Annotated in this window: 22 protein-coding genes and 1 pseudogene; 10 read left to right on the top strand and 13 right to left on the bottom strand. The window is 61.9% G+C overall.

The genetic code is table 11. The features are described from left to right. From PQQ96_RS29955 to folE, 3 genes and pseudogenes are all read left to right on the top strand, one after another. Positions 1 to 286: pseudogene (locus tag PQQ96_RS29955) on the top strand (transposase); the annotation flags it as partial. Between the two features lie 451 nt (positions 287 to 737). After that, on the top strand, positions 738 to 1667 hold the full coding sequence (locus PQQ96_RS29950; protein ID WP_408299304.1) for a LysR family transcriptional regulator: 930 nt from the start codon (positions 738 to 740) through the stop codon (positions 1665 to 1667). 124 nt (positions 1668 to 1791) lie between these two features. Beyond that, on the top strand, positions 1792 to 2430 hold the full coding sequence (folE, locus tag PQQ96_RS29945) for a GTP cyclohydrolase I FolE (RefSeq protein ID WP_408299302.1): 639 nt from the start codon (positions 1792 to 1794) through the stop codon (positions 2428 to 2430). 101 nt (positions 2431 to 2531) lie between these two features. On the opposite strand, the gene PQQ96_RS29940 is transcribed toward folE, so the two are convergent. Continuing rightward, positions 2532 to 3437 (bottom strand): DMT family transporter, encoded by a 906-nt coding sequence (locus tag PQQ96_RS29940; protein WP_408299300.1) that lies wholly within the window; start codon positions 3435 to 3437, stop codon positions 2532 to 2534. Between the two features lie 334 nt (positions 3438 to 3771). Here PQQ96_RS29940 and PQQ96_RS29935 point away from each other — a divergent pair, with 334 nt between their 5' ends. Then, on the top strand, positions 3772 to 4809 hold the full coding sequence (locus PQQ96_RS29935; protein ID WP_408299298.1) for a VTT domain-containing protein: 1038 nt from the start codon (positions 3772 to 3774) through the stop codon (positions 4807 to 4809). Positions 4810 to 4894: 85 nt separating this feature from the next. Here PQQ96_RS29935 and PQQ96_RS29930 read toward each other — a convergent pair whose 3' ends face one another. Together PQQ96_RS29930 and PQQ96_RS29925 are read right to left on the bottom strand one after the other, a co-directional pair. After that, positions 4895 to 6427, bottom strand: a complete 1533-nt coding sequence (locus PQQ96_RS29930; RefSeq protein WP_408299296.1) for a sensor domain-containing diguanylate cyclase — start codon at positions 6425 to 6427, stop codon at positions 4895 to 4897. Positions 6428 to 6584: 157 nt separating this feature from the next. Next, the gene (locus tag PQQ96_RS29925) at positions 6585 to 7454 is read right to left on the bottom strand and encodes a CHAD domain-containing protein (protein ID WP_408299294.1); all 870 of its coding nucleotides are present in this window, start codon (positions 7452 to 7454) and stop codon (positions 6585 to 6587) included. Positions 7455 to 7876: 422 nt separating this feature from the next. Between PQQ96_RS29925 and PQQ96_RS29920 the strand changes: the two genes are divergently transcribed. Further along, positions 7877 to 9463 (top strand): inorganic phosphate transporter, encoded by a 1587-nt coding sequence (locus tag PQQ96_RS29920; protein WP_408299292.1) that lies wholly within the window; start codon positions 7877 to 7879, stop codon positions 9461 to 9463. A 104-nt stretch (positions 9464 to 9567) separates the two neighbouring features. On the opposite strand, the gene ppk2 is transcribed toward PQQ96_RS29920, so the two are convergent. Together ppk2 and PQQ96_RS29910 are read right to left on the bottom strand one after the other, a co-directional pair. Further along, positions 9568 to 10494: a polyphosphate kinase 2 gene (gene ppk2 / locus PQQ96_RS29915; protein WP_408299291.1), complete on the bottom strand. Its 927-nt coding sequence runs from the start codon at positions 10492 to 10494 to the stop codon at positions 9568 to 9570. 190 nt (positions 10495 to 10684) lie between these two features. Beyond that, entirely contained in the window at positions 10685 to 11113 is a 429-nt protein-coding gene (locus PQQ96_RS29910; protein WP_408299289.1) for a VOC family protein, read from the bottom strand. A 186-nt stretch (positions 11114 to 11299) separates the two neighbouring features. On the opposite strand from PQQ96_RS29910, the gene PQQ96_RS29905 reads away from it, so the two are divergent. Then, positions 11300 to 12346, top strand: coding sequence for a S1C family serine protease (locus PQQ96_RS29905; protein WP_408299287.1), 1047 nt, complete (start codon positions 11300 to 11302; stop codon positions 12344 to 12346). Between the two features lie 187 nt (positions 12347 to 12533). Here the strand turns inward: PQQ96_RS29905 and ggt are convergent, their stop codons facing one another. The 6 genes from ggt to PQQ96_RS29875 all read right to left on the bottom strand — a co-directional run bounded on the left by ggt (position 12534) and on the right by PQQ96_RS29875 (position 19495). Further along, positions 12534 to 14267, bottom strand: a complete 1734-nt coding sequence (gene ggt / locus PQQ96_RS29900) for a gamma-glutamyltransferase (RefSeq protein WP_408299285.1) — start codon at positions 14265 to 14267, stop codon at positions 12534 to 12536. 234 nt (positions 14268 to 14501) lie between these two features. Continuing rightward, entirely contained in the window at positions 14502 to 15905 is a 1404-nt protein-coding gene (locus tag PQQ96_RS29895) for an MFS transporter (protein ID WP_408299310.1), read from the bottom strand. Positions 15906 to 16164: 259 nt separating this feature from the next. Further along, on the bottom strand, positions 16165 to 16929 hold the full coding sequence (locus PQQ96_RS29890; RefSeq protein WP_408299283.1) for a phosphocholine cytidylyltransferase family protein: 765 nt from the start codon (positions 16927 to 16929) through the stop codon (positions 16165 to 16167). A 27-nt stretch (positions 16930 to 16956) separates the two neighbouring features. Then, on the bottom strand, positions 16957 to 17976 hold the full coding sequence (locus tag PQQ96_RS29885; RefSeq protein ID WP_408299281.1) for a flippase-like domain-containing protein: 1020 nt from the start codon (positions 17974 to 17976) through the stop codon (positions 16957 to 16959). Beyond that, entirely contained in the window at positions 17973 to 18803 is an 831-nt protein-coding gene (locus PQQ96_RS29880; RefSeq protein ID WP_408299280.1) for a HalD/BesD family halogenase, read from the bottom strand. The genes PQQ96_RS29885 and PQQ96_RS29880 overlap by 4 nt, the downstream gene beginning before the upstream one ends. Then, on the bottom strand, positions 18800 to 19495 hold the full coding sequence (locus tag PQQ96_RS29875; RefSeq protein ID WP_408299279.1) for a CDP-alcohol phosphatidyltransferase family protein: 696 nt from the start codon (positions 19493 to 19495) through the stop codon (positions 18800 to 18802). Before PQQ96_RS29875 ends, PQQ96_RS29880 begins: the two co-directional genes overlap by 4 nt. 239 nt (positions 19496 to 19734) lie before the next feature. On the opposite strand from PQQ96_RS29875, the gene PQQ96_RS29870 reads away from it, so the two are divergent. Beyond that, on the top strand, positions 19735 to 20169 hold the full coding sequence (locus PQQ96_RS29870; protein WP_408299277.1) for a hypothetical protein: 435 nt from the start codon (positions 19735 to 19737) through the stop codon (positions 20167 to 20169). Positions 20170 to 20199: 30 nt separating this feature from the next. On the opposite strand, the gene PQQ96_RS29865 is transcribed toward PQQ96_RS29870, so the two are convergent. After that, positions 20200 to 22155: a PhoX family protein gene (locus PQQ96_RS29865; RefSeq protein ID WP_408299275.1), complete on the bottom strand. Its 1956-nt coding sequence runs from the start codon at positions 22153 to 22155 to the stop codon at positions 20200 to 20202. 190 nt (positions 22156 to 22345) lie between these two features. Next, positions 22346 to 22918, bottom strand: coding sequence for a hypothetical protein (locus PQQ96_RS29860; protein WP_408299273.1), 573 nt, complete (start codon positions 22916 to 22918; stop codon positions 22346 to 22348). A 626-nt stretch (positions 22919 to 23544) separates the two neighbouring features. On the opposite strand from PQQ96_RS29860, the gene PQQ96_RS29855 reads away from it, so the two are divergent. The 3 genes from PQQ96_RS29855 to PQQ96_RS29845 all read left to right on the top strand — a co-directional run bounded on the left by PQQ96_RS29855 (position 23545) and on the right by PQQ96_RS29845 (position 26014). Continuing rightward, positions 23545 to 24696: a porin gene (locus PQQ96_RS29855; protein ID WP_408299271.1), complete on the top strand. Its 1152-nt coding sequence runs from the start codon at positions 23545 to 23547 to the stop codon at positions 24694 to 24696. 294 nt (positions 24697 to 24990) lie between these two features. Continuing rightward, the gene (locus tag PQQ96_RS29850; RefSeq protein WP_408299270.1) at positions 24991 to 25344 is read left to right on the top strand and encodes a sugar ABC transporter ATPase; all 354 of its coding nucleotides are present in this window, start codon (positions 24991 to 24993) and stop codon (positions 25342 to 25344) included. A 154-nt stretch (positions 25345 to 25498) separates the two neighbouring features. Continuing rightward, the gene (locus PQQ96_RS29845; protein ID WP_408299268.1) at positions 25499 to 26014 is read left to right on the top strand and encodes a metal-dependent hydrolase; all 516 of its coding nucleotides are present in this window, start codon (positions 25499 to 25501) and stop codon (positions 26012 to 26014) included. The last annotated feature ends 109 nt before the right edge of the window (positions 26015 to 26123 follow it).

Raw genomic sequence — 26123 nt, 5'->3', positions numbered from 1 at the left:
GCTCGGCTCGCTGAACCGCCGCGAGATCGCCGCACTGACCGGCGTTGCACCGTTCAATTGCGACAGCGGCAGGCATCAGGGCAAGCGTCGCGTGCAGGGCGGTCGCGCCATTGTGCGTCGCGCCCTTTACATGGCCTGCATACCGGCACTGCGCTTCAATCCGGTGATCAGAGCCTTCTATGACCGCCTGCGCAAGGCTGGCAAACCGTTCAAGGTGGCCATGACCGCGTGCATTCGCAAGCTCATCGTTACGCTCAACGCCATGGTCCACAAATCGACACCCTGGAGTCCCACCGCAACCTGGCGCCCCGGCAAGGCCAGAACTGCGTCATCCGTTTTTTGCGCGAACACTCGCGCGGTTGGCGCTCGTCCATACAGTGCGTAGACCAGCCGGTTCACTATGCTGCAAATCTGCCAACAGGAAACAGCCGGCCCTTGACTTCCAATACGGTTGCTTTTCTTTGCGGCAGGCAAAGAAAAGTAGGTGCCTGCCCCGCACAGGGGCGACGCTAATAGACCAATAAGAATACAAGGAAAGGCCAACACCGTAAGCGCACAGAGCAAAAAGCACCACGCGGGCAAACAAACCAAAGCAAAACCCAACGCCGTAGGCATACAGACAAGAAAGCGCCGAACAGGCAAAAAAACCACTATCCCAAACCAGAATTATTAAACTACCCTCTATCGAAATCCCGAATACCCAAACCACCAAAGCGCCGCAGGCAAAAAGAACCAGCATGCCCGACACAACCCTGGATCTAAACCTGATCCCCTACCTGGTAGCAATGGAAGACACGCGAAACGTCAGCCGCGCAGCGGAACAACTCGGCGTCAGCCAACCCCGCGTCAGCACCGCGCTAGGCCGCTTGCGGGAATACTTCGACGACCCCCTCTTCGTCAGAACATCAAAGGGCATGGAGCCCACACCCCGCGCGCTCGCCATCCTCCCCGCCGCCCGCGACGCGCTTCTGCGCATAGAGAAAGGCATGCTGGACGTGCAGGACTTCGATCCGGCCACCAGCACCCATACCTTCTCCCTCGCGCTCTCCGACGTCGGCGAAATCGTCTTCCTCCCACGCCTCCTGCAACTCTTCGCCGAACGAGCGCCATACGCGAATCTGCGCTCCGTGTCGCTCCCACCCTCACACGTGGAACGTGGGCTCGAATCGGGCGACGTCGATCTCGCCGTCGGCTATTTCCCCGATCTGTCGGGCAATAACTTCTTCCAGCAACGGCTCTTCACCCATCGGTTCATCTGCCTGATGCGCACAGGGCACCCGCTTTCGAAGGCGCCGCTCACCCTGCCTCAGTACGTGGCGTCAGGCCACGCCGTCGTGCGTGCCGAAGGACGCAGCCAGGAAGTCCTCGAACAATTCCTGGAAAAGAAACGCATCAAGCGCCGCGCGGTACTCGAAACGCCGCACTTCATGAGTCTGCCGTTCATCCTCGCGCGCACCGATCTGCTCGCGACAGTGCCGCACGCCATCGGCTTCGCGTACGTGTCGGAGCATGCGTCGATCACGCTGGTCGAGCCGCCGCTGCCGTTGCCGCGTTTCGATCTGCGGCAGCACTGGCATCGCAAGTTTCATAACGATCCGCGGGGGAGCTGGCTGCGCAGTATCGTCGCCGAACTCTTCAACGACGATAAGGACGAGTGGCCAAAGTAAGCACGCGCCCCGCCCGTCAACAGGGGCATCGACACGACGCGACACAAAACATGGAACAATGGCCGAACTCATTGAACCCGCGCGCTCCATTTGGCGTCGACGCGCGATCCCGGAGGAGCCACGGATGGCCAGCAGCAAAGCAAAGAAAACCAAACCCGCGGCCGCAGTTGACCGCCCCAGCCGCGAAGAAGCTGAAGCAGCGGTACGCGTGCTGCTGCGCTGGGCCGGCGACAACCCCGAACGCGAAGGCCTGCTCGATACGCCATCTCGCGTGGTGCGCTCCTACGAGGAGTTCTACGCGGGTTATCAGGTCGATCCGCGCGAGATCCTCGCCCGCACCTTTTCCGAAGTGGACGGCTACGACGAAATGATCGTGCTGAAAGATATCCGCTTCGAAAGCTATTGCGAACACCACATGGTGCCGATCATCGGGCGGGCGCACGTTGCCTATCTGCCTGAGCATCGGGTGGTCGGTATTTCAAAGCTGGCGCGTCTCGTCGACGCGTTCGGCAAGCGTCTGCAGATCCAGGAAAAGATGACGGTGCAGATCGCCGATACGTTGAACGAAGTGCTGCAACCGGCAGGCGTCGGCGTGATTCTCGAAGCCGCGCATCAATGCATGTCCACTCGGGGCGTGCACAAGGCCGGTGTCACGATGGTCACCTCGCGCATGCTGGGCACGTTCCGCACCGATCCGTCGACGCGGCGCGAGTTTCTGTCGATCGTCGGTAATCCCGGTGTGGTGGCGGTCGCCAATACCTGAATAGCGATGCAGTCAGGCCGCGGATGAAGCTGCGGCGTTGGTTGCTGCGTCACGTCTACTTGCACAGCATTGCCGTCTGTGGCCGAGGCTGCTTCGCCGCCTCAGGCCGTGCTGCGCGCCGTACGCATCTGGCCGAAGGTGGCCAGCAACACCGCGCCAAGCACACAGGCAACACCCGCAAGTTGCGCCGCGCTTACCGGCTCCCGCAACACGACAGCGGCCAACGCCACCGCGCTCACCGGCACGAGCGCAGTCATGAGTCCGGCCTCCGCGCCGCTGATACGCGCAGCGCCCGCATACCAGAGAACGAAACCCGCCACGGTCGGCACGAGCGCGTAATACAGCACACCGGTCAGGGCGCTTGCGTCAAACGGCACATTCCAGGGGCTTTCGAAGCATGCCGGCACGATCGCTACCGCGAAACCGATGCCGCACATCAACGCCGACAGTGGCAGCGGCGCGACCGGCTTGCGCAACTTGCGATTGAGCAAGATAAAAAGCGCCTCGCAGACGATCGCCGCGAACACCAATGCGTTACCGGCCAGCGAACTGGCCGCATGCGGCGCGGCGAACTCGTCGATCCGCACGGTGCACACCAGCACGCCCAAGGTGGCAAGGACGATTGCACCGATCAACGCAGGCGCGGGGCGCTCACCCAACACGAGCATCGCCACGACGGCCGACACAGCCGGCAGAGTGCCGGCAATTACACCGGCATCGGCGGCCGATGCGAGCTTCATGCCGCTAATGAGCAACACCGTATAACCAACGCTGCCCGCCCCCGCCTGGGCGATCACGAGCCACGTATCGTGTCGATCGAGACGGGGCCAGCGCACGCCACGCCAGCGCATCACCAGCACAAAGAGGGGAAACGCGATGGCAAAGCGCAATGCGGTCGCGCTGAACGGCGGTAATCCGCTTGCGATCGACTTGCTGACGACAACCGTGCTGCCGACCCCGATCATCGCCAGCGCGCAAAACACATATCCGACATATCGTGAATTCATGCTGCAGTCCTGTTACTTTGAACGAGCAGCCAGATTAGGCGCGGCATACGCGGGCAGTCTTGAACGAAATTGCAGGGAAAACGCCCGCCTACGGATCGCGGCATACCGTCAGCTTCACGCAATACCGGTGCGAATCCGGCGGACTGTCGGGTGGGGCCAGCGGGCGCGGCAGGCTGGCCCATCGGGTATCCTGATCGACATAGCACGCCGCACGAAAGACGAATAAACGAATCCATCGAATGAACAGACAAGCGCCCCAGGAACACGCTTTGCATCTCAGCAAAAACCGCTTGCCCCGCGACGCGGCCCAACCGCAATGACAGGAGTCCCGCAATTGGTAGAGTTTCCGTCGTCGGCGGTTTCAACCTGGGGCGGCACCGTCGTATTCCTCAACGTGCTGTTGACCCGCCTCGGCCTGCCGATCCCCGCGGTCCCCGTGCTCCTCTTCGCGGGCTCGGCGATTGCCGCCGGCACGTTGTCTTTCTGGCCGATCCTGTTCGCCGCCGTGCTCGGCGCGCTCATCGGCGACGGTGCATGGTTCACCGCCGGGCGCATCTATGGCCGCAAACTGATCGCAGTGTTGGGACGGATCTCCCCGGCGGTCGATGCCAGGGTCCACAAGGCCCGCTTGCTATTCGAGCGCTTCGGCGTGGCGCTCGTGTCGATCTCGAAGTTCGTCCCCGGACTGGGGCTCATCACCCCGCCGCTCATGGGCACAACGGCCGTGGATGCCCGCATCTACGCTGCGTGGGACCTCGCCGGCGCCCTGGCGTGGGCCACCTTCTGGCTGCTTGGCGGCGCCGCAGCGGAAAAGGAGTTGCATATGCTGCTTGCCTTCGTCAGAGCACGCGGCGGCACCGTGGTCGACATCCTGCTGGCGGCGGCATTGGGCTATCTGCTGTACCGCCTGCTGCAGCGACGCCGCGAACGACGCCGTTTCGCGGACGCCGCCGCCGCGACTGCGTCGCAAGCGAAACCCGGCGGATGGCCCCGCGTCACGCCCCCGCTGGTCCTGGATGCCCGCCCAGCCGCATCGGCAGATGAGGCGCTGCGCCCCATTCCTGGCGTGCTGGCGCTCGACCCGCACTCGCCTGAACAGATCGACGGTGCGCTGCTCGCCTATGACATGGTGATTTACTGCATTTGCCCGGACAGCGCGACCGCCGTCGAGATCACGCAACGCATGCGCCTGAACGGCTACACGCGGATTCGCGCATTGAGGGGCGGCCTCGACGCCTGGCAAAAGCGCGGATTTCCCGTCGAACCGCTCGCGCTGACGGAGGAATTGACCGCCGGCAAGCGCACGTCGAAGCCCTACGGCGAAGCAGGCGGTGCGGTGACCCTACGCGGTTTCGCCCCTCGGCGCAGCTAAAGCGCCGGGGCTTGCCCCTGAGCGATCGCCCGGCCCGGCACCGCAACGCCGCGACCTGCAAGACGTTACCGGCACACGCCACCATTCACGGCGACGAGTCCTGCGCCATCGAATGCCCGGCGCACATCGTCGAGTTGACCCGGTTGCGCCCTGCTGCCTTGGCGGCATACAACTGCCGGTCGGCAGCGGCCAGCAGGTCGAGCGCGTTCGCCCCTTCCGCCGGCACGCAGGTCGCGCATCCAATGCTCACCGTGACCGCGATCGCGTCGCCATCGCCATGCACGACACGCAGGTTCTGCACCTTGCGGCGAATCTTCTCTGCGAGGTGGAGCGCGCCCTCCGCCGTTGTGTCCGGCAAGATAACGGCGAACTCCTCGCCGCCGTATCGCGCCACCAGATCGAGCGGGCGCAGCACTGTGGCCGAGATGCATTCGGCCACGGCGGTCAACGCCTCGTCGCCGCTCGCATGGCCGTAGACGTCGTTGAATTGCTTGAAATGGTCGATATCGATGAACAATGCCGATAACGATTGCCCCGAGCGCCGCGCACGCCGCCATTCTTCGTCGAGTCGGGCGTCGAGCACCCGGCGATTGCTGAGCCCGGTAAGCGGGTCCGTCGCGGCCAGACGCACCAGCGCGGCTTGCGCGCGCATCTTGTCGCGCAAGACGAAAGCAAGCAGCCACGAGACGATCACGAATACCGCGCCGAAAGCGAGCGTCAGCACGCCGGCAATCCTGCTGCGTCGCCGCCACGGCGCGAGCACGTCATCCACGGACGGTGCAACTACCGCAATCAGCGGCGTGCCCGGCACGCGTGCATAGGTGAACATCCGGCGCACGCCGTCCACCGCTGATTTCGCGACATACGAGCCCGAGTTGTGCGCGGCCATCACCTGAAAGGTCGGCGACTTCGCTATGCTCGAGCCGATATCACGCGAGGAAAACGGCTTGCGTGCGAGCAAGGTGCCGTCGTCCATCACGATGAACACGGAGCCCAGTTCGCCCGTATTGATCCGATCCAGCAGGCGCTGGAAGTATTCGATACGAATCGCGAGCAGCGCGACGCCGCCAAACGTCCCATCGGCTTCGTTGATGCGCCGTGTGAGACCGATCGAGAACTTCCCGTCACGCAGCCGCGAGCGGTACGGGTGGGAGAAATAGAGGCCGACGGCCGGACTGCGTTGATGCACGAGAAAGTAGTCACGGTCGGCCAGGCTGACCGCGGCATTGACCTCACCGTTCTGCGAAGCGATCACTCGACCGTCCGGACCGATCACATAGGCACCGCCCAGGTAGGCCGCCGTGGTTGCGCGATCGAATAGCACGGCTTGGCGCAAGTTCCCAGTCAAGGCCCAGGTGCCGGGGTCCCGTGCCCCGTCCACCATTGCCTCCAGGGACAAATCGTAGATCTCGACGTTTCGTTCGAGATCGGAGGAAATGATCGAGACGAGGTTTTGTGCCGTTTCGCGCGCGTGGTCGAGCGCGTCGGCCCGGCCGCTGCCCAGCGTCAGCAGCGTCAAGCCGGCCATCGCGACGGCGACCAGGGTACCGGCCACGCCGGCAAAAAACGGGTGGTTACCCACGTAACGCCCCGCGCCGGTTCCGCCGGCACGCAACATGAATCGCAATCGTCGACGCAGCGAAAGCGTTTGACGTGCCACGTGCGCATCACCTCCTTCGCAAAGGGTCCGTCCGATTGATCGGACACGGACACACAAAACCCATGGGGGGATTCAGACCGGTTCGCTCAAACGTGCAGCCGCCACTCGAGCCGCATCACAATTTGCGCAGCAATCCCGCCGCCGCGCGCATCCGGCGTTTGCGCTCCTTCCTGAGCCACTGAAGCGCTGCATCGGTGTCGCCGGATCCGGCCAGCAAACCCATATTGTCGCGCAGCAGCATCTCGCTCGCGACAATGTCGTTCAGCGTGCCGAAACGCTTCTGAATCTGTATCAAGCGCTTCATGATACGTTTGTGGCTGCCGCTCAGAACTGGTTCGAAAAACTCGAGCAGGTAGCGCAATTTTTTTCCCGCCTTCCTCACGTCATGAAATGCGGCGTAGTTGGAGCGCTTCGCGCGAGACGCACGTTTGATGCGTTTTTTCAGCGAACGCTCGGAAGCGGCCACGCGCTTATCCGCGAATTTTTGCAGCGGCACGCGCTCATGGGCCGTGTTCAATTCCTGATTGGCGCTGGTCAGGGCGTCTTGCAGCAGTTGTTTGACGTCCGCGTTCGACAGCGTTTCACGGCTCGCCGCCAACGCGCCGCCACGCGCCTCCACGAGTTCGGGCGTCATCTTGCGCGCAACGCGCTCGTCCTGCGCAATCAGTTCGATCAGAATGTCCCAATCGCGCGTCTTGCCGGCCGCCGTCGACAGATATTTATACAGCGCCCGTTGGCGCGTATTCTCGCCTTTGTCCAGCAAGGGTTCGAACGCCCACCACAACGAGCGCAACCGCCGCAGCGACACGCGCAGTCTGTGCAGCGGTTCGGGAGACGCGTCGTCGCGCACCACATTGGCGCATTCGACAGCGTGATCGACGAGCGGCGCCGCATAGGACGCGAAGGCCGCCTCCGCCGAGAGCCCGGCACCGGCCGGTTGGCTATCCGCAGCCTGTTTGTCGATTTTCCGGCGCTCCCGCTTCATCGGACGTCCTACAAAAGGGCCTTCAGACACAGTAGCAAAAAAAGGTCCGGGTGGATATCCGCTGGTTATCCGTAGCCGCCGTGCATAAAATGCATGAGACGGTGCGCCGGACATGCGCCTTGCATGCGCCGGGATTCTTTCCAGGAGCTGACGGCTACCGCCGCCTCGCGAACCTGAACACACCCGTGGGCGGCCTATCAAACGCCCATTTGCGCGGTGCAACCGCGTTACGCACATCGCGCTCATTTCGGACCGCTTATCATCAGGATCCGCCACGCACACACTGGCAGCGGGCGCACGGCCACTCTCCGCGCGCCTCCCCGCGAACATCCGTCCCGCATAACCGTCACGCCATTGTCATCATTACGACACATAGGCCACGCAGGATCGGCAGTTCCGCGACTTTCTTTGAGGCTTACGCCATGCCGGAACTTTCGTACCCGCAACCGGACGCTGCACGCGGAAAGGGGCGCAATATTGGCCTCATTATTTTCTTCGCTGTGATTGCGATCGGTGCTGCCTATTGCGCCATGCATCTGGCAAACGATTTGCAACCGGTTCGCGAACCTTCGTTTTTACCCTACCTGCTGCTCGGCATTGCGCTCGTGATCGCGCTCGGCTTCGAATTCGTCAACGGCTTTCATGACACCGCCAACGCGGTCGCCACCGTGATCTACACGCATTCGCTCGCGCCAAATATTGCGGTGCTCTGGTCAGGCGGATGGAATTTTCTCGGTGTGCTGACTTCAACTGGCGCAGTGGCATTCGGCGTTCTGCAACTGCTACCCGTCGAACTGATTCTGCAAGTGGGCAGCAGCGCCGGCTTCGCGATGGTCTTCGCCCTGCTGATCGCGGCGATCATCTGGAATCTGGGCACCTGGTATTTCGGACTGCCGTCGTCGAGCTCGCATACGCTGATTGGTTCGATCATCGGTGTAGGTCTGATGAATCAGCTGATGCACGGCGCAAACGGCACGAGCGGTGTGGATTGGAATCAGGCGCTCGGCGTGGGCAAGTCGTTACTGTTTTCGCCGATAGTCGGCTTTCTCCTCTCCGGTTTGCTGCTGCTGATCCTGAAGGCAGTGGTGCGGGTTCCCGCGCTGTATGCCGAGCCCAAGGGCAAAAAACCGCCGCCGTTCTGGATTCGCAGCCTGCTGATTCTGACCTGCACCGGCGTTTCGTTCGCGCACGGTTCGAACGACGGGCAGAAAGGCATGGGCCTCATCATGCTGATCCTGATCGGTACGGTACCGACGGCGTACGCGCTGAACAAGGCGGTCACACCGGAGGAAACGCAGACCTTCCTCGCGGTGGCGCAACAAGCCTCGACGACGTTCGCGAAGTACACCCAGGGCGCGGCGCCGTCCGCCAATCCGCGCGCCGATGTCGAAGCGTATGTGCGCACGCGCCAGTTGACGCCCGCCACCTTGCCGGCCTTGCAGCAATTGGCCGATCAGATCGGCAAACAGGTCAGCGCGTCGGGATCGATGGCAGCCGTGCCGCAAAATATCGTCGATAACGTGCGCAACAATATGTACGTGACATCCGAAGCCATTCGCCTGATGGAGAAGAGCAAACAGCCCGCCTTCTCGCCGGAAGACGCCAAGGCCATCGACAACTTCAAGGCGCAAACCGATCACGCCACCAAGTTCATCCCGACGTGGGTCAAGGTCGCGGTGGCCATCGCCCTGGGTCTCGGCACGATGGTCGGCTGGAAGCGCATCGTCGTCACGGTCGGCGAGAAAATCGGCAAGCAGCATCTGACCTATGGACAAGGTGCGTCGGCTGAAGTGGTGGCGATGCTGACCATCGGCGCGGCCGACATGTACGGCTTGCCGGTCTCGACGACGCACGTGCTGGCGTCAGGCGTCGCCGGCACCATGGCGGCTAACGGTTCCGGCTTGCAATGGAGCACCGTGCGCAGCCTGATCCTCGCCTGGGTGCTGACGCTACCGGTTTCAATCGCGCTGTCCGCGAGCTTGTACTGGGTGTTCCGGATGCTGTTCTGAAACGGCTGAATCTGTGGGTGTGCCGGGTGCCAGTCCGGCCGCAGCGAAGGTAAAAAAAGCGCGGTTTCTGCCGCGCTTTTTCATTCCACCAGGCCGAAACCCGATCAATACACGTCAGGCACAATCATCGACGACGGCACCGGCTGGCGGCTGTATTCGTCGTGATAGACCCGCGCCGGCAACTCGACACGCGAATGCTCGATCTCGTGATACGGGACCTGGCTCAGCAGATGGTGAATGCAGTTCAAACGCGCGCGCTTCTTGTCGACCGCCTGCACGACCCACCACGGCGCCTCGGGAATGTGCGAGCGCTGCAGCATGACTTCTTTCGCCTGCGTATAGGCTTCCCAGCGGCGCCGGCTCTCCAGATCCATCGGACTCAGCTTCCACTGCTTCAACGGATCGTGAATGCGGTTCTGAAAGCGGATTTCCTGTTCTTCGTCAGTGATCGAAAACCAGTATTTCAGAATCTGCACGCCGCTTCGCGCCAGCATCTTTTCGAATTCCGGCACCGAACGGAAAAACTCTTCGTACTCGTCGTCGCTGCAAAAATTCATCACGCGTTCGACACCCGCGCGGTTGTACCAGCTGCGGTCGAACAGCACCATTTCGCCGCCGGCCGGCAGATGCGACACGTAACGCTGGAAATACCATTGTGTGCGTTCACGGTTGTTCGGCGCCGGCAACGCCGCCACGCGGCACACGCGCGGATTGAGCCGCTGCGTGATGCGTTTGATCGCGCCGCCCTTGCCGGCCGCGTCGCGTCCTTCGAAAATCACCACCAGCCGGTGGCCTGTCTGCACGATCCAGTCCTGCAGTTTGACCAGCTCGCCCTGCAAGCGGAACAGCTCGCGGAAGTACACCTTGCGCGCCTCGCGATGCTCGGGTGTGAAGCCGTCCGCGCCGTCGATGATTCGGTCGTCGACCTCCATTTCGAGTTCCTCGTCGTACGCATCGATGAGGTCTTCCTCGAAACGGCGTTGCCGTTCTGCCATGACTTCGGCCTCGGGTCTCGGATCCAGCTCTTTCATTGCGACTCTCCTGGCAACGGGAATGATTAGGCACGCGGCGCATGCGCGTCGCGAACGCGTTCGATTATCGAAGCGCGAAGTGTCAGCCGTGTTACTAGCGCAGTAGCCGCGCCGTGGGACAAAGGGTGCTGGCCAGCGGCCGGCGCCTTATGGCTATCCATGATAGCGAGTTTAGCGCGGCCGCCCGGCGCTAACGCAATGGCCTCGCGAAGCTGAGTTCGTGGCCGTCAGGATCGGTAATGTGGAAATAACGCTCGCCCCACGGCGCATCGGACGGCTGGAGCGACGGCTTCAAACCCGCCGCCAGCGCCTTCCGGTAGAGCGCGTCGACATCCGACACATAAATGATCACGCGCCCCCACCAGTTGACTGGCGCGCGCGCATCGACGATCAGGTTCAGATACGAACCGCCGAATGAAAACGACGTAAACGCTTCCTGCGGACCACCGAATTTGATCGGAAATCCGAGCGCTTCGTAAAACAGCACGGCGCGCGGCATATCGCGGGTGGCGAGCGTGATGGCGCTGAGGGATTCGATGTACGGCCCGGCCAGTTCTGCCGGGTCGGTCGACGCGCTCGACGAGACAGAGGCAGAGGCGGGCGTGGCGGGCGAGTTCATGGCGGCTGTCTCCTTGGTAGGGCGACGCCTGGCGGGCTTACATTGCGTAAGTCCGGGCGTTGCCGGCATTGGCGTGGCCTGACACAAGAAAGTGTCTCACAGTCAGCCCCGCGCGCCCCAGCCCGCCACACTTGAAAACGCTCCTGCCGCCCCGCATCTGGATTTCCGTTTATCCGGAGCATCGCCATGGGAAGCCGTCCACGCTTCATTGATGACCTGTCGCGCGCCGCATCCGACGCCCCCGGGCCCAATACCCTCAGTCCCCTATCCGACGACGCCCTGCTCGACGCCTATTCCCGTACCGTGATCGGCGCGCTGGAACGCGTTCAGCAGGCGGTCGCCTTTATTTCCGTCGAACGCAGGTTGCCCGGCGGCCCTCCCGGGCGCGATAGCCGAGGCGTGCGCGGCGGCACCGGCTCGGGCTTTCTGTTCACCCCCGACGGCTATTTGCTCACCAACAGCCACGTCGTGCATGGCGCCACGCACATCAAGGTAACGCTCGCCGACGGCGCGAAATTCGACGCCGATCTGGTCGGCGACGACCCCGGCAGCGATCTGGCCGTCCTGCGCATCGGCTCGCCGGAGCCGTTGCCGCACGTCGAACTCGGCGAATCGTCAAAGCTGCGGGTCGGCCAGATCGCGATCGCCGTCGGCAATCCGCTCGGCCTCGCCCAAACCGTGACCACCGGCGTGGTCTCGGCGCTCGGCCGCTCGCTGCGTTCGAATTCGGGCCGCATGATCTACGACGTGATCCAGACCGATGCCGCGCTCAATCCCGGCAACTCGGGCGGCCCGCTGATCAATTCTGCCGGTCAGGTGATCGGCGTGAACACCGCGATCATTCCCGGCGCGCAGGCGATCTGCTTCGCCACCGCGATCGATACGGCCAAGTGGGTCATCATGCAGATCTTCGCGCACGGCCGCGTGCGGCGCGCGTATATCGGCGTGGCCGGCACCACGAGGCCGCTGTCGCGCCGCGTGCAGCGCTATTTCGCGTTGAGTTCGGAGAGCGGCGTGCACGTCATGGAAATCGTCAAAGGCAGTCCAGCCGCGCTAGGCGGCCTGCGAACCGATGACACGATCGTCGCGATCGACGCGCTTGCCGTACAAGACGTCGACAGCCTGCAACGCACGCTCGATGCGTCGCGTATCGACAAGGCGGTGAGCGTGACCGTGTTGCGTGGCGCGCAACGGCTCGAGTTGACCTTGACGCCGGTGGAGCAGACGAGCTGACTGCGTGGCTGCACAGCGGCTCATAGAAGTTTCGCGCTCCGTGCCTTTCGCTCAATGCCTCACGCGCCATTAATCTCGCAGATACAAAAGGCCTCACACTCAATAGAGTGCGAGGCCTTTCTTCTGCCTGCGGCGCATCTGCAAAGATGCGCCGCTCAGAGGTACCTGAACGATTCCAGTCAAACGCTCACTGAATCACCCGCGTCACACCACGGCCGCGCGGATCGGCTGCGGCTTCCGGCGTATCGCCATTGACCTTGATCGCCTGGATGTCGCCGCTGAAATCCTGCCCTTCCAGCTTGTAACCCTTGGCTTCGATCTGCTTGGCAAGCTCGCCCTCGATCGGCTTGTACGGCTCCCAGAAGATCGTGTTCGGCGGCAACAGTTGGTGATGGAAGCGCATCGCGCCCACGGCTGCCTGCAACGGCAGGTTGAAGTCGTAAATGTTGTTGATCACCTGGAAGATCGACGTGAAGATGCGCGAGCCACCCGGCGTGCCAATCACGAGCGATACCTTGCCGTCCTTGGTCAGAATCGTCGGGGTCATCGACGACAACGGGCGCTTCTTCGGTTCGATCGAATTCGCGTCGGCACCTACCACGCCAAATTGGTTCGCAACGCCCGGCTTCGCGGAGAAGTCGTCCATCTCGTCGTTCAGCACGATGCCCGTGCGATCCGCCACCACGCCCGAACCGAAGTAGCCGTTGATGGTGTACGTGTTCGACACCGCGTTACCCCACTTGTCGATCACCGAGAAGTGCGTAGTTTCCGCTTTCTCCGGCATCGACGTGCCCAGCCCCGGGAGCACGCTCTTCGTGTCCGACGGCGTATTTGGGTTAACTTCGGCGGCACGCCTGGCGATATACGCGTCGTCGGTCAGTTGTGCGACCGGCACCTTGTAGAAGTCCGGATCGCCGAGATACTGCGCACGATCGGCGAACACGCGCTTCTCGATTTCAGCGATCAGGTGCACGTACTGCGCGGAATTAAGCGTGACGTCCTTGAAGTCGGGCGCGATGTCGGCCTTCATCTTCAGCAACTGCACGAGACCGATGCCACCCGAACTCGGAGGCGGCGCGGTAATCACGCGATAGCCATTCCAGTCCGCCTGAATCGGCTGACGCCACACTGCTTTGTACTGCTGCAGGTCGGCCTTCGTAATCAGCCCGTGGCCGCGCATGGACGCCGCGATCAGATCGGCCGTCTTGCCCGAGTAGAAGTCTTTCGCGCCTTGATCCGAAATGCGCTGCAGCACGGCGGCGAGATCCGGTTGCTTGAAGTTGACGCCCTGCTTCAGGTTGCCGAAGTAGGTGTCGAAGTTGGTCTTGCCGGCAAAGTCTTTCGCGGCGTCGTCACGGCGCTGCTGCAGTTGCTCGCTGACCTCGAAGCCGTCGCGCGCATAGTGAATGGCGGGCGCGAGCACCTGCTTCCATTTGAGCTTGCCAAAGCGACGCTGCGCCTGCCACATGCCGTCGACGGTGCCCGGCACGCCTACCGCGCGATAGCCGAACACGCTCATATCCTTGATGACCTCGCCCTTGTCGTCGAGATACATGTTCTTCGTCGCGGCCAGCGGGGCGCGCTCCCGATAGTCGAGGAAGTACGGCTTGCCGTCGACATATAGCGTCATGAAACCGCCGCCACCGATGTTGCCCGCTTCCGGATACGTCACGGCAAGCGTGAAGGCAATCGCAACTGCCGCGTCGACGGCGTTACCGCCTTCCTTGAAGATCTGTTCTGCAGCGTCGGCGCTGTACTTGTCGGCGACCGCAATGGCCGACGCCGTGAGAATGGCCGGCTGCGCTTTTTCGGGCGCTTTGGCAAAAGCCGGCGTGGCTTCGAGAAAACCGCTTGAAACAGAGACGACTGCGACGAACGCAAGTCCACTAGCGGACCATTTGGCGTTTTGAAACAACTTCATTGCATATCCTCCAAGACGATTTTTTCATCTGACAAAAATGAAAGCCGTCTTGGGCTTATAACATGCCGGTCCGCCAATTGCGAAGCTGTTGCACGCCTAGGGTGCATGCTGCAACACACAAAAAATGCCCCATTTAATGACGCCAATTGCCGCGAGTAGTCATGCTCGAACCGGCATCGACCGAAGTCGGTGCGCCGCACCACGAGGTCCAGCGCAGCACACCGCGTTGAACGCTCACGCACTCCCCCTGCTGCCGCGCGCGATTTCATCGCCGGCGCCTTGCGGCAGGCGTGCGGTCACCGGAATCGACAGGAACGAGAACAGGCCGACCGCCAGAAACGCCGGCCAGAAGTCGGAGAACACGATGCTCGAATGACCCTGCACGTTATGCGAGATTTGCAGCACGATACCGGCGATCGTCACGCCGAGCCCCAACGAAATCTGCTGGATCACACTCGCGACACTCGTCGCGCGGCCAATGTCCCGGCTCGGAATATCCGCATACGCCAAGGTATTCAACGAAGTGAATTGCAACGACGGGAAGAAGCCGCCGAACAGCACCACACACCAGATCAGCCAATGCGGCGTGCCGGGAAAGAACAGACCGTAGACCGCAATGGCCAGCCCCGCACAGCCGGCATTAAACATCAACACCGTGCGGAAACCGAAACGCTCGAGAATACGCGACGCAGCCGCCTTCATGAAGATCGAGCCGAACGCGGACGCGCAGGTGATCGACCCCGACTTGAACGCCGTCATGCCCAGTCCTTCCTGCAACGCGAGCGGCAACAGAAACGGCACCGCGCCGAGGCCGATGCGAAACAGCGAGCCGCCCACCACGCTCGCGTGAAAACTCGGAATGCGCAACAACCGCAGATCGAGCACGGGCAATTCGACACGATTCGCGTACAGCACGTAAATCACCAGCAGCACCACGCCGATCACGCACATGCTGACCGACACGGTGTTCGACACCAGTTCACCGCCGACCAGCGAGAGCCCCAGCATGAACAGCGACGCCCCGCTCGCCGACAAAACAAAGCCGGTCCAGTCGAGCCGGCCAGGATACGCTTCGCGCACGTTGGCGATGTGCTTGTTCGCGAGCCAGATGCCCAGCAGGCCGATTGGAATGTTGATGAAGAAAATCAGACGCCAGTGCAGATACGTCGTGATGAAGCCACCGAGCGGTGGGCCCACGACCGGCCCGAGCAATGCGGGCACCGTCAGATAATTGACCGCGCGGATGAAGTCCGACTTGGGCACCGAGCGAAAGATGATGATGCGTCCCACCGGCACCATCATCGCGCCGCCGATGCCTTGCACGAAGCGCGCGACCACAAAGGTGCCGAGTGACGTGGACGCGGCGCACATCAGCGAGCCGGCCATGAAAATGCCGATTGCCGTGCGAAACACCGTGCGTGAACCGAAGCGGTCGGCGACCCAGCCGCAAATGGGAATGAAGACGCCAAGGCCGATGACGTATGCCGTCACGGCGAGCTTGAGGGTGATGGGGTCCTGGCCAAGGTCGCGCGCCAGAACGGGCAGCGACGTCACGATGACCGTGCCGTCCACGTTTTCCATGAACATCGCACACGCGACGATCAGCGGAACGATGAAAGTGCCTAAAGCGAGAGGCATTGGCATGACGACGGGTTGCAAGGCCGCCGGTGTAAAGCGTTAATTATGGCACCGCATCGACAACAGATGTTGCTAAGCGATGCCTTTTCGTACTCGCGATCGTGACGCGCGGGCTATCCGGTGCCCAATCGTTGTGCGCGCAACGAGGCAGTCCGGGCTACGAGAAACAGAGGTGAAAAAGAAGAGAAAAAGTGGCGCGATAGTAAGCCGGCAACTAGCCGGCTCACCATGCAATACAGCAGTAATTCAGAAGCGAGACTTAACGCGAGGCACTGACCAGCGGTTGCAGTTGCGGCAGAATCTCGGTGCTTGCACGCGCGACGTCGTTCGGGAAGTCGATCTCGATCCACGGCGAGCCGGTCACGTCGGCCGTGTCGAACACCTGGCTGCGCTCCAGCAGCAGGTCGCGCACCGCTTCTTCGTGCGGCATGTTGGCCCGGCCGCTATCCACGTAGCCCGCGACGATCTCCGTGAAACGTTGCGCGGTTTCCTGGCGGAAGCGGAAGAAGCCCACCGATTCGCCAATCGTGTCGTACTCGAGATTGACGGCGAGCTGCTTGCGCAATTCGACCGGCACGCCGTCTTTCAGGCACAGCTTGACGGGCTCGTCACCGGCTTCGAAATCACGGTCGATCAACAGACGGTTGACCGTCTCGCCCGCCACCAGCGCGCTCAGAATGCGCTCGTCATAAAGCACGTCGGCGTCCATCAGCAGCACGTCGCCGCCACGCGTCAGCGGCTCGGCCACCGTGTGCACCGTCAGCACGCTGCCGAGGTCATAACGCGGGTTCAGCACGGTTTCCACCTTATGCGGCCAGTTGATCCGCTCCAGTTCCGCCTGCACCGATTCCGGCTGAAAACCGAGCGCCAGCACGACATCGGTCACGCCGGCGGTTTCAAGCATTTGCAGATGCCGTTCGAGCAGACTCATGCCGTCGAACTGCAACAGGCACTTCGGGAACTGTGCCTGCGGCGGTTGCTGGAGACGCAGGCCGAGGCCCGCTGCGAGGATGATGGCACGCATGCGCGGTCCTTTGAAAAAATACGGAGATTAATCGACAACCGGCACGCGCCCCGTGGCGCGCCGCCGTTGCCAGCTTCGTTCGCTGAAGTGCAAAACCAGCAGACCCGGCAGGCCCAGCAGGATTTCACGTGCGCGTTTGGCGAGCGACAACGCCAGCGCCGCATCCGGCGGCAAGCCCACGAGCGGCGCGAGCAGCAGATAACCGCCCTCCTGCACGCCGAGCGAGCCCGGGATCATAAACGCTGCACCACGAATCGCCTGCCCCAGACTTTCGAGCAGGAGTGCGTCGACCCAATCGACCGGATGGCCGAGAAAACGCAGCGCGAGCCACACTTCGACCGTGCCGACGATCCAGCCCACCAGACTCAGGGCAAAGCTCGCCGCGACGCGGCCACGCTCGCGGTACATCGCCTGCACGGCAGCGTCGACGGCTTCGGCGCGCGTCATCAGCGACGACCAGTCGCGCTGGCCGAACACCTTCGAGACCACACCGAGCAGACGGCCGAACAGGCCGCGCCGCTGCGCGTAATAGAAGCCCACGATCAGCGCGGCCAGCACGCCGGTGGCAATGAACGTGGCGGTTCGCAGATCGTGAAACGCGCCGTGCGCGGCGTAAGCGCCGAACAGCAGCAGCCCGAGCAGCGCGAAGACGATTTGTGCGAGCGCCTGTGCCGTGGTGCTGACGGTGATGGCAGCCGCTGCGTCGCGCATGCGCATGCCGCGCTGGGACAGTTGCCGCACCATCACCACGGGGCCGCCGATCTGGCCGGCCGGCAACAGGCTATTCACCGATTCGCCAATCCAGCGCGCGAACAACGCGTCGCGCAGCGTGACGTCGTGATGCACGCCGTCCTGCCGGCGCTGGAACAGCACCGAAATCGCGCCGGAGTCGAGTACCAGCGGCACGAGGTGGAATGCCGCGACGAGCACGAGCCCCCAGCCTGCCGCGGCGAGCGCCGAGGCAACGGAGCCGAACCCCTGCCATGCCAGCAGGCCGACAAACAGCGCCGTCCCGATCGACAGCAGAATCAAGGCCGCGCGTGTCATGCCTGGTCCTTACCGCGCTTCGTCATCTGACGGAAAACCTGGCGGAAACCAAAGTACGCGATCGCGTCCTTCATGTTCGAGATAAAGCGACGCCACGGCCGCATGTTCGGATCGGTGACGTATTCGAAAGTCAGCGACACGCGCATTTCATTTGCGCCGGCCGGCGTGATGCGATGACGCAGCTTGTCACCGTCGAAAAACACCAGACCGCCCGGCGGAATCTGCACCGAGCCCGGCTGGTCCGGCACGTCCGGATTGCGCGTATGCAATTCGTAATCGAGCCGGCACGACGATTCGTCAATCACACCCAGCAGCAGCGTGTAGCGGCGGCCGTCATAGTACGAAGTATCGTAGTGCCAGCCGATGTGGTCGCCGGCACGCGTGTAGTAGTACAGCGCATAGGCATGCGGGTCGTCCACGGGCGACATCTGCAGCTTGTCGCCGCTTAGTTGCTCGAGCCAGCCGATCAGTTCCTTCGAGCGATACAGCTCGGCGATGAACGGTGCGAGGCGGTCGATCGTATGGCGGCTGACGCTGCCACCCTGCTTGTGACCGGGCAGATAGTTGCGGTTCACTTCATCGAGGAGGCCCCGCGCGCTCTGGACGAGCTGCGCAGTGACTTCGGGCGCGAGGAAGTCTTCCAGATACAGGAACGCGCCTTGATCGGCGAAATCCCTGGACAGGCGCCGTGTGTCGAACGAACGCGTGCGGCTCGCCACCGCGCGATCGGCATTCGGAGCAGGCGCGGCCGCCATCGCCGACGGCGAGGCCGGTGAAGGTTCAACTGAGATTGGTGCGATCACGTCGTCTTCGGCGTGCATACTCATTCACTGGCCCACATTTGACTGGTTTCAGACGCCTCGGTTGGAGCGACCGCCGAGTGCGCGGCGCGGCGCGCGACGCGCCAGTAATCGACCACGACCCAGGCGGCAAAGAGCGGCGCGCCGATCGATGCCACCACGACGAACGGCATCACTACGCTCATCAGCGTGACGATGGGAAGCAGATACAGCACGTCTTCGGTTTCGAAACCACCGACCGATGCCTGCTTCGTGCCAGCCTTGCCCGCCATCTCCTCGATGCGCATGCGCAGGAAGAAAATCAGCGCGACCGCCACGCCTGCCAAGGCGCCCAGCCAGCCGGGTGAAACTTTCAATGAACTGACATGCGTCGTGCCGACACCCATGCCGATGAACAACATGACAGTCACGAGCGCGTCACACGCGAGATCGTAAAAATGACCGATCCGGCTCGACTTTCCGCCGATACGCGCAAGCTCGCCATCCGTGTGGTCGACAAAGTTCGACAGCACGATCAGAAAGGCGCCCGCGTTGGTCCAGGCAAAGCCACCGTGGGCGAGACACAACGCGCCGGCGACCCCGATCAGCAGACGCAGCGTGGTCAGATGGTTCGGCGTGACCCAGGTGTTGACGAGCGGCGTGACGAGTCGGCGGGCAAGCCTCGCATCCCATGTTCTGGGGGCCGGAACGTTAATTGGAATTGATGGTCGCGAATTCATAACCCGGAAATATATACGGGATCGTAAAAGCTTGCTTCCTTCCTTAACGTTTTCTTAAGGATAATCCGTGTCGCTGCCGGTCAGGTGCAGGGCAAGATTTGCCGAATCACGTTAAAGTGCGAACCCAGTTCGCGTCTGTCACGCCGATTACTTCGATGCGCAACGTCTTTCGGGTTGCGACACCTGGCCGCCGCCCGTTGCGAACTCACTACATCGAAAGCAGGTCGCCATTCACGTATATGAAACGCTTCTTTTCGTCTGTACTCCTTGCGCTGGCCGCCGCCGCGCTGCCGCTCACCAGCTACGCCGCAGCCCTCGATGCGCCACTGCTCTGTAATGAGAGCGGCCATCAGTTCATTGCCGATCTCACCCAGCAGCAGATGATCGATCCCACGCCGACGCGCGTCGAAAGCAATTCGATCAATGCATTTTCGCCGGCACGCGGCGCCGACCTGACCGCATTTGGCTTTCACGTTTTCGCGGTGGTCGGCTACGAAAAGGACGATCCGATGTTTCGCGTCGGTGACGGTGAACCGGTGGCCCGCTCGGCCTATGGCGTGGTGGTGTTCGGCGGCGAATCCAAGGTTCAGAACGCGCTCACCGAGGCCGGCAGCGCGGCGATCGTGCACCGGGTGGCGCCGCTCGTGACAGCGATTTTCTGCAAGCGGAGCTGAGACGGCGGGTTGCGCCGCCCCACGCCTCCCCTACAACTTGATCCCCGCCGGGTCTGCCGTCAGATAGCCCACCGTTGCGCCGAAGCGATCCTTGTAGTTGGCCCGGACGAGCGGATCGAGCGTCGATTGGACCTTGTCGTGCAACGGACTTTCCCAATCGCCGACGTGCTGGAAGTTGCTCATCACGTAAGTCCAGCCATTGATTTCGTCGACCGCGTGCAAGCCTGTCGACTCGGCGCCCGCGGGGCAAGACAACACACGGGCGAGCGTCTTCGTATCGACGTTGTACGCCCACAGGAAATTGTTGACGTGCATGCCGCTGTCTTCGCCGATGAAAAGCGTGCGCAGCTTCTCCGAGAACTTCAGGTTGTCCGGATTCGCGATGCGCTCCGGGTTCGCCGTGTTGCCGAGCGCGTCGGCGGGCGACAGATCCTCGCCGACCAGTGCCGCGGGCGCGGCCATGCCCACCGGCACCCAGTCGCTGTTGATCGCGCCGCCGCTGCGGTCTCGCTGGCCGCCCTTCATGTTCAGCGCGTAGACCGCTCCGGCGTTGATCGCCTTGTCGACGGCGATATCCGTCGACGCGGCATTGCCGCGCACCATCGATTTCTCGATGCGTGACATCGCCGAATACAGCACCTTGTCCTTGATATTGACCGTCGTGCCTTCGAGCTTCGTGAAACCCATGCTGCCGCCCGCCAAAGCTGCGTAGCGATGCGTCTCCAGGAAGGTCGCAGCCTTGGTCATGCCCAGCTTGATGCGCACCCAGTTGAAGGTGCCGTTGTAGTTGATCTTCGTGTAGGTCGGATCGGCCGGGTCCTTGGTCGCGACGTCCAGAATGTCACTCGCGCGCAACTGGTTGGCGAGCGCCTCGATTTCGTCGCTCGTTGCATGTCCCAGGTTGATCCATGCCAGTGTCGCCGCGCCCGCCCCGCTCGCCGACACCTGCGTCCACTTCGCGACATACAAGGTGCCCGCCGACAGATCGGCTTCGCGATCGGCGATGAACATGAACAAACCGCCGTTCGTTGCGTCGTCGCCCATCAGCACGGTGCGCTTGTCCGGCATCACCTGAATCAGTTCGTGCGAAATGCGGCCGAGGCAATAGTGTTTCCTGATCGTGCCGGTGCCGTCGGGATTGACGGTCACTTCCGGCAGATGACCATAGTGGTAGGGGTTGGCGGTGGTTTCGTCGCCGAACAGGCTTCGGCTGAAGCCTTTGAACTGACTGTTGGTTGCAATCGTCGTGGCGTCCGGCTCGTACTCTTCGCTCGACAGATGCGTGTTCCACGGTGACAGGCTCGCGCCGCAGGTAATCCACAAGCCATGCGCCTTCGACGTATCGACGTTGGAGTAGCCCACCAGCGTGAGCTTGCCGGTGGTCGCGTCCTGATCGAGCGTGAGTACGGCGATCGGGGAAGGCAACTGGCCATACATTGATTTCAGACTCTGATCGCGGGTCGTGTACTCGAACTGCACGACGGCGAACACCGCATTGCCCTTGAGTCCCTTGACCGCAGGCTTGTCGAGACGGATCAGCGAGCTGCCGTCCGGACAGTCCGAGTAGAACTGGCGCTCCTTACCCGCAACCGATTTATCGATGATCGGCTGGTTGTTGATGTCGAAGTAGCCACCGGCCAGGATCGTGCCGCCCTTGATGTTCGGCACCATGTCGCCGGTGACGAAGAACGGCTGGTAAGCGAGCTTGAAGGTGCGGCTGCTGCCGTCGCTCAGTTGCACCGAGAGGGTCGAGCCGACCGTGGTTTTCGCCATCGCGGCGGGATCTGCCAGCGTCGGCGCGGCCATGCCGCCGAATGCCGCCGAGACGAAGTTGGCCACCGGTTTGACCGGCGTCGCCAATTCGTCGCCTCCGCCCCCGCACGCGGTCAGCATTGACGCCGTTGCGAGGCCGCCTAACGGCAGCATCGGTGCACCGGCCAGTAGTTTCAGGGCCTTGCGGCGGGAAAGGTCGAATGGCTCTGCCATAGTGTCGTGATCCAGAGTTTGGGTGGCGTGGGTGAATGCACAGCCGGCACGCACTCAGCCCCAAAACCGCATGGTTCACGCTCGCGCCGCTATGACGCGAGGATTCTATGAAGTGGATGTGAAAGTATATTGACAGTACTTTGTAATATTGCGTTCAGCCGTTCATTGACTGAACCTCGCCGCCGCCGATCTAGCCCGGACGGCGGAATTCGTTTTCGACCCATGCAGCCGCACTCGCCTTGCTCAGCTTGAAGTTCGGCGCGACCTGCACTTGCGCGAGCTGCTCGCCGAAGGTGTCGAGCGCGGTCAGCAACGCGTACGGTTCGTCTTCGTCAGGGACGATATCGAGGGTGATGTCGAGTTCGTCATTGCCATCCGCGCTGGCCACGCGTACTTCTTTATGCAACTGGGCGCGCAGTTGCTGCTCATGACGGCGCAGCACTTCAGATGCGGTTTTCACCAGCGTGTTGAACGCCGACGTGTCGAGCGGCTTGGGATCTTTCTTGTTGCGGCCCATGGTCCACGGGCCAACGAGCGCCGGTTCCGCTTCGCCGTCCTTGATCATTTCGACAGCCCAGCCTTCATCGTCTTCGTTCTTGATGACGCGCGCGGTCCAGCCGTCGTCGCGCCACAGACGCGGTTCGTGCAGGGTTTCGGGTTGCGCTTCTTCCAGGTGCTCAGGCGTGGCTTCGTGGATTTCGGACGCACCTTCCGTCGTGGGGGTAGCAGCGGTGTCGGACGATGGAAGGGGGGTATCGGTCATTGCAGGTTTACTCACGTTCGCGGGGCGGAAACACATCTCAAGCCTGCGATTCTACCCGTCCCGCACATGCCGAATCCGCCCCTCTGACAAATGGATAAGCCGGGGCACGCTCCTCGCCAGTCGAAATAGTGCATTTCGTTATGTGCGGGAACTTATTAATCTATTATAAAAAATTAGAAAAAACGCGGCCCGAAAGCCGCGTATAAAAAGATGAAAAAGACACCCCTGGTCAAGGGGTGAGGTGAATTGTAGAACCGTAATTAGCCAGGATAGAGCACACGAATTGGAAGAGTGCATTGCAGAAAACGGAATGAATCGAAGTTCACGCGACGACACCCTCAAATCCTTACCGGATATGACACAGCGGGAACGTCGCGATCGAGCAACACTCACAATTTGACAAATAGTTACGGCGCCGTGGCATACAACTGTTTTTTCTTTATTTACTCGCACTTACACAATTACAAGTCAGTCATTGCGAATTATAAAAATCATTGTTGTGCCATACGCGCTTAAATATATTAATAGCAGAAATACACTGCGCTGCGGATCGTCAGGCAGCCGGTGGAATCGGCTGCGAGCACTGGAATGCGATTCTCTACGCACTGTCCTGGAGTTATCTAAACATGAAAAAAACCCTCATCGCAGCAGGTCTCATGGGCGCGTTTGCCATCACCGCGCACGCACAAAGCAGCGTCACGTTGTACGGCACGCTGGACGCCGGTCTCGTCTACACGAACAACCAGGGCGGCCACAGCAACTGGCAACAAGGCAGCGGTTCCGTATCGAACACCTACTTCGGGCTGCGCGGCAGCGAAGACCTCGGTGGCGGTCTGCACGCCATCTTCACGTTGGAAAACGGCTTTAACCTGAACAACGGCCAGGACACGGAAAGCAGCACGATGTTCAATCGTCAGGCTTTCGTCGGTCTGAAGAGCGATCAGTACGGTGCGCTGACACTCGGCCGTCAATACGATTCCGTGGTCGATTACCTCGCGCCGCTGTCCGAAGCGGGCGCGGGCTTCGGCAACAACCTTGCCGCTCACCCGTTCGATAACGACAATCTGGACAACTCGTTCTCGATCAAGAACGCCGTGAAGTACACCAGCGCGAACTACGCCGGCCTTAAATTCGGCGGCTTGTACGGCTTCAGCAACTCGGCCGGGCAGTTCTCGAACAACCGCGCATGGAGTGCCGGTGCGTCATACGACAACGGGCCGTTGAGCGTTGCCGCGGCTTACCTGCAACTGAACAACTCGGGCAGCTCCAACCTGAGCGGCGCAGTCTCGCAAGGCGACGGCACCGCGGCCGTCGCGGCGAACCTGCAACGCACGTTCGGTGCGGGCATCAACTACACGTACGGCCCGGCAACGGCCGGCTTCGTGTACACGCATACGCAACTGGACGGCATCACCGGCGTGGACGTCGGCGGTGTGACGCTGCCGGGCGTGGCGGGCACGAACCTGCATCTGGACAACTATGAGTTGAACGGCAAATACGCACTGACGCCGGCACTGAGCCTCGCGGCTTCGTACACGTTCACCGACGGCAAGATGTCGGGTTCGAACGGCTCGGGCGATCCGAAGTGGCACACGGTGTCGCTGCAAGGCGACTACTCGCTGAGCAAGCGTACCGACGTGTACGTGGAAGGCGTGTACCAGCACGCCTCGGGTGAACTCGGCAACTTCGGTGCAAACGTGGCCGCGATCAACACGCTGGCGCCGTCGTCGACTGGCAACCAGGTTGCTGCGGCTGTCGGCCTGCGTCATCGCTTCTAAGTTTTTCTGATGGGATGTGCAGAGCGGTGTACCGCTCCGCTCTGCAGTCGAACCCGCGCGTGGCACGATCACGCGCGGGTTTTTTCATGGAGCTTACGTTCTCACGTTTCGACACAGTAATAGTGACGGCGCAAACGCGCCGTGGGTATACTGAGGCCGGCTGCCTTCCTTGCCGCAACGTCGTTGCGGTTGAACGGCGGCTTCGTCGCGAAGCATGACGTCGCGTTCAATCGCGTCGCGCTTCGCCCGCGCCCCAAGTTCCCGTGCACGACCGGGGACGCCGACGATCGGACCATGAAAAGACTTCTCCTGCTTGCCCCTGCTGCTGCCGTCACCGCGTTTCTTGCTGCCTGCGGTTCTCCCAGCAGCCCCGCGCGCGATGCGTCCCAGCCGATGATCTACGTGTCTTCGCAGCGCGCCCCCGCCTATATCGCCGATTGCCTCGAAGACAAGCTGTCACGCGTGCGGATGTCGCGCGTGGGCGATGCGACCGAGCTCGCTGTCGGGTCGGATTCGAACAACTCGTATTTCGTCACGCTGACGCCGTTCAACGCCGGCTCGGTCGTCAAGGTGATGCATCCCGCGAATGCACCGGACGACCCGCCGGAACCGGAAATGCGCGTCGATATTGCGCGCTGCGCGACCTGAGTTTCCGGTCACACCGCTGCGTTGTTAAGGACCACACTGAAGGCCACGCCGAGGCGCGATTTTTTATATCGTGTGCCGGCTATTTTTTTATCTGCTCATCTGCGAACATAGCCGCCCTTTAGCTTTTATCCGGCGCGCTGCGTCGTGAGGTTCGATGGCATCCAACAAAGCACATCACGCGACTGGGTTTGCAGCCGGTGTTATCGCGGCGGCTGTTGTCGCGCGCGTCGGCGGCGGCGGTTCGTTTCATATCGGCGTGGTGTTGAGTTTCATCGCCGGGGTGGCGGGAAGTACCGCGCCGGACTGGCTGGAGGTGGCGTGGTGGTCACGCGCGCGGAGGCTGTGGATTACGCATCGCACGTTGACGCATTGGGGTTTGGGGTGGCTCGCGCTGCTCGCGTTTTCTTATCACTGGCTTGGGCGTTCGGTTTATGCTGCGCCGGCGTTTGGGTTTGCTTGTGGTGGGTTGATGCATTTGTTGGCCGATTGGCCTAATCCGCTTGGGGTGCCATGGGTTGCTGGGCGGCATTCTTTGAATCTTTGGAATAGCGGGCACTGCGATTTGATCGTTGTTGGGGCTTCGTGGGTCGCGGCGTGGTTTATCGGGGAACATGTCTGGTTGCACGGCGTGCATGGGGTTTCGGTTTTGAGGTTTTTGAGGATGGGGTGAGGGGCTGGTTTTTTTGTGCCTGCTCGGCGCGTTGTCTGTGTGCCGATGGTGTTGGCCTTTTCTTGTTTTCTTAGTGGTCTATTAGTGTTGCCCCTGTGCGGGGCGGCAC

This window comes from Paraburkholderia sediminicola (assembly GCF_046027825.1).
GTDB lineage: Bacteria > Pseudomonadota > Gammaproteobacteria > Burkholderiales > Burkholderiaceae > Paraburkholderia > Paraburkholderia sediminicola_D.
The sequence above is the reverse complement of the archived record's forward strand: the minus strand, read 5'-3'. Positions and strand labels throughout refer to the sequence as shown.

Bases quoted from the DNA above. Each gene is read 5' to 3' on its own strand.
- PQQ96_RS29865 (WP_408299275.1), bottom strand. From the start codon at position 22,155: ATGGCAGAGCCATTCGACCTTTCCCGCCGCAAGGCCCTGAAACTACTG.
- PQQ96_RS29895 (WP_408299310.1), bottom strand. From the start codon at position 15,905: ATGCCTCTCGCTTTAGGCACTTTCATCGTTCCGCTGATCGTCGCGTGT.
- PQQ96_RS29875 (WP_408299279.1), bottom strand. From the start codon at position 19,495: ATGAATTCGCGACCATCAATTCCAATTAACGTTCCGGCCCCCAGAACA.
- PQQ96_RS29850 (WP_408299270.1), top strand. From the start codon at position 24,991: ATGAAAAGACTTCTCCTGCTTGCCCCTGCTGCTGCCGTCACCGCGTTT.
- PQQ96_RS29910 (WP_408299289.1), bottom strand. From the start codon at position 11,113: ATGAACTCGCCCGCCACGCCCGCCTCTGCCTCTGTCTCGTCGAGCGCG.
- PQQ96_RS29880 (WP_408299280.1), bottom strand. From the start codon at position 18,803: ATGAGTATGCACGCCGAAGACGACGTGATCGCACCAATCTCAGTTGAA.
- PQQ96_RS29925 (WP_408299294.1), bottom strand. From the start codon at position 7,454: ATGAAGCGGGAGCGCCGGAAAATCGACAAACAGGCTGCGGATAGCCAA.
- PQQ96_RS29890 (WP_408299283.1), bottom strand. From the start codon at position 16,929: ATGCGTGCCATCATCCTCGCAGCGGGCCTCGGCCTGCGTCTCCAGCAA.
- PQQ96_RS29905 (WP_408299287.1), top strand. From the start codon at position 11,300: ATGGGAAGCCGTCCACGCTTCATTGATGACCTGTCGCGCGCCGCATCC.
- PQQ96_RS29930 (WP_408299296.1), bottom strand. From the start codon at position 6,427: ATGTTGCGTGCCGGCGGAACCGGCGCGGGGCGTTACGTGGGTAACCAC.
- ppk2 (WP_408299291.1), bottom strand. From the start codon at position 10,494: ATGAAAGAGCTGGATCCGAGACCCGAGGCCGAAGTCATGGCAGAACGG.
- PQQ96_RS29860 (WP_408299273.1), bottom strand. From the start codon at position 22,918: ATGACCGATACCCCCCTTCCATCGTCCGACACCGCTGCTACCCCCACG.
- PQQ96_RS29870 (WP_408299277.1), top strand. From the start codon at position 19,735: ATGAAACGCTTCTTTTCGTCTGTACTCCTTGCGCTGGCCGCCGCCGCG.
- folE (WP_408299302.1), top strand. From the start codon at position 1,792: ATGGCCAGCAGCAAAGCAAAGAAAACCAAACCCGCGGCCGCAGTTGAC.
- PQQ96_RS29940 (WP_408299300.1), bottom strand. From the start codon at position 3,437: ATGAATTCACGATATGTCGGATATGTGTTTTGCGCGCTGGCGATGATC.
- PQQ96_RS29855 (WP_408299271.1), top strand. From the start codon at position 23,545: ATGAAAAAAACCCTCATCGCAGCAGGTCTCATGGGCGCGTTTGCCATC.
- PQQ96_RS29920 (WP_408299292.1), top strand. From the start codon at position 7,877: ATGCCGGAACTTTCGTACCCGCAACCGGACGCTGCACGCGGAAAGGGG.
- ggt (WP_408299285.1), bottom strand. From the start codon at position 14,267: ATGAAGTTGTTTCAAAACGCCAAATGGTCCGCTAGTGGACTTGCGTTC.
- PQQ96_RS29845 (WP_408299268.1), top strand. From the start codon at position 25,499: ATGGCATCCAACAAAGCACATCACGCGACTGGGTTTGCAGCCGGTGTT.
- PQQ96_RS29950 (WP_408299304.1), top strand. From the start codon at position 738: ATGCCCGACACAACCCTGGATCTAAACCTGATCCCCTACCTGGTAGCA.
- PQQ96_RS29885 (WP_408299281.1), bottom strand. From the start codon at position 17,976: ATGACACGCGCGGCCTTGATTCTGCTGTCGATCGGGACGGCGCTGTTT.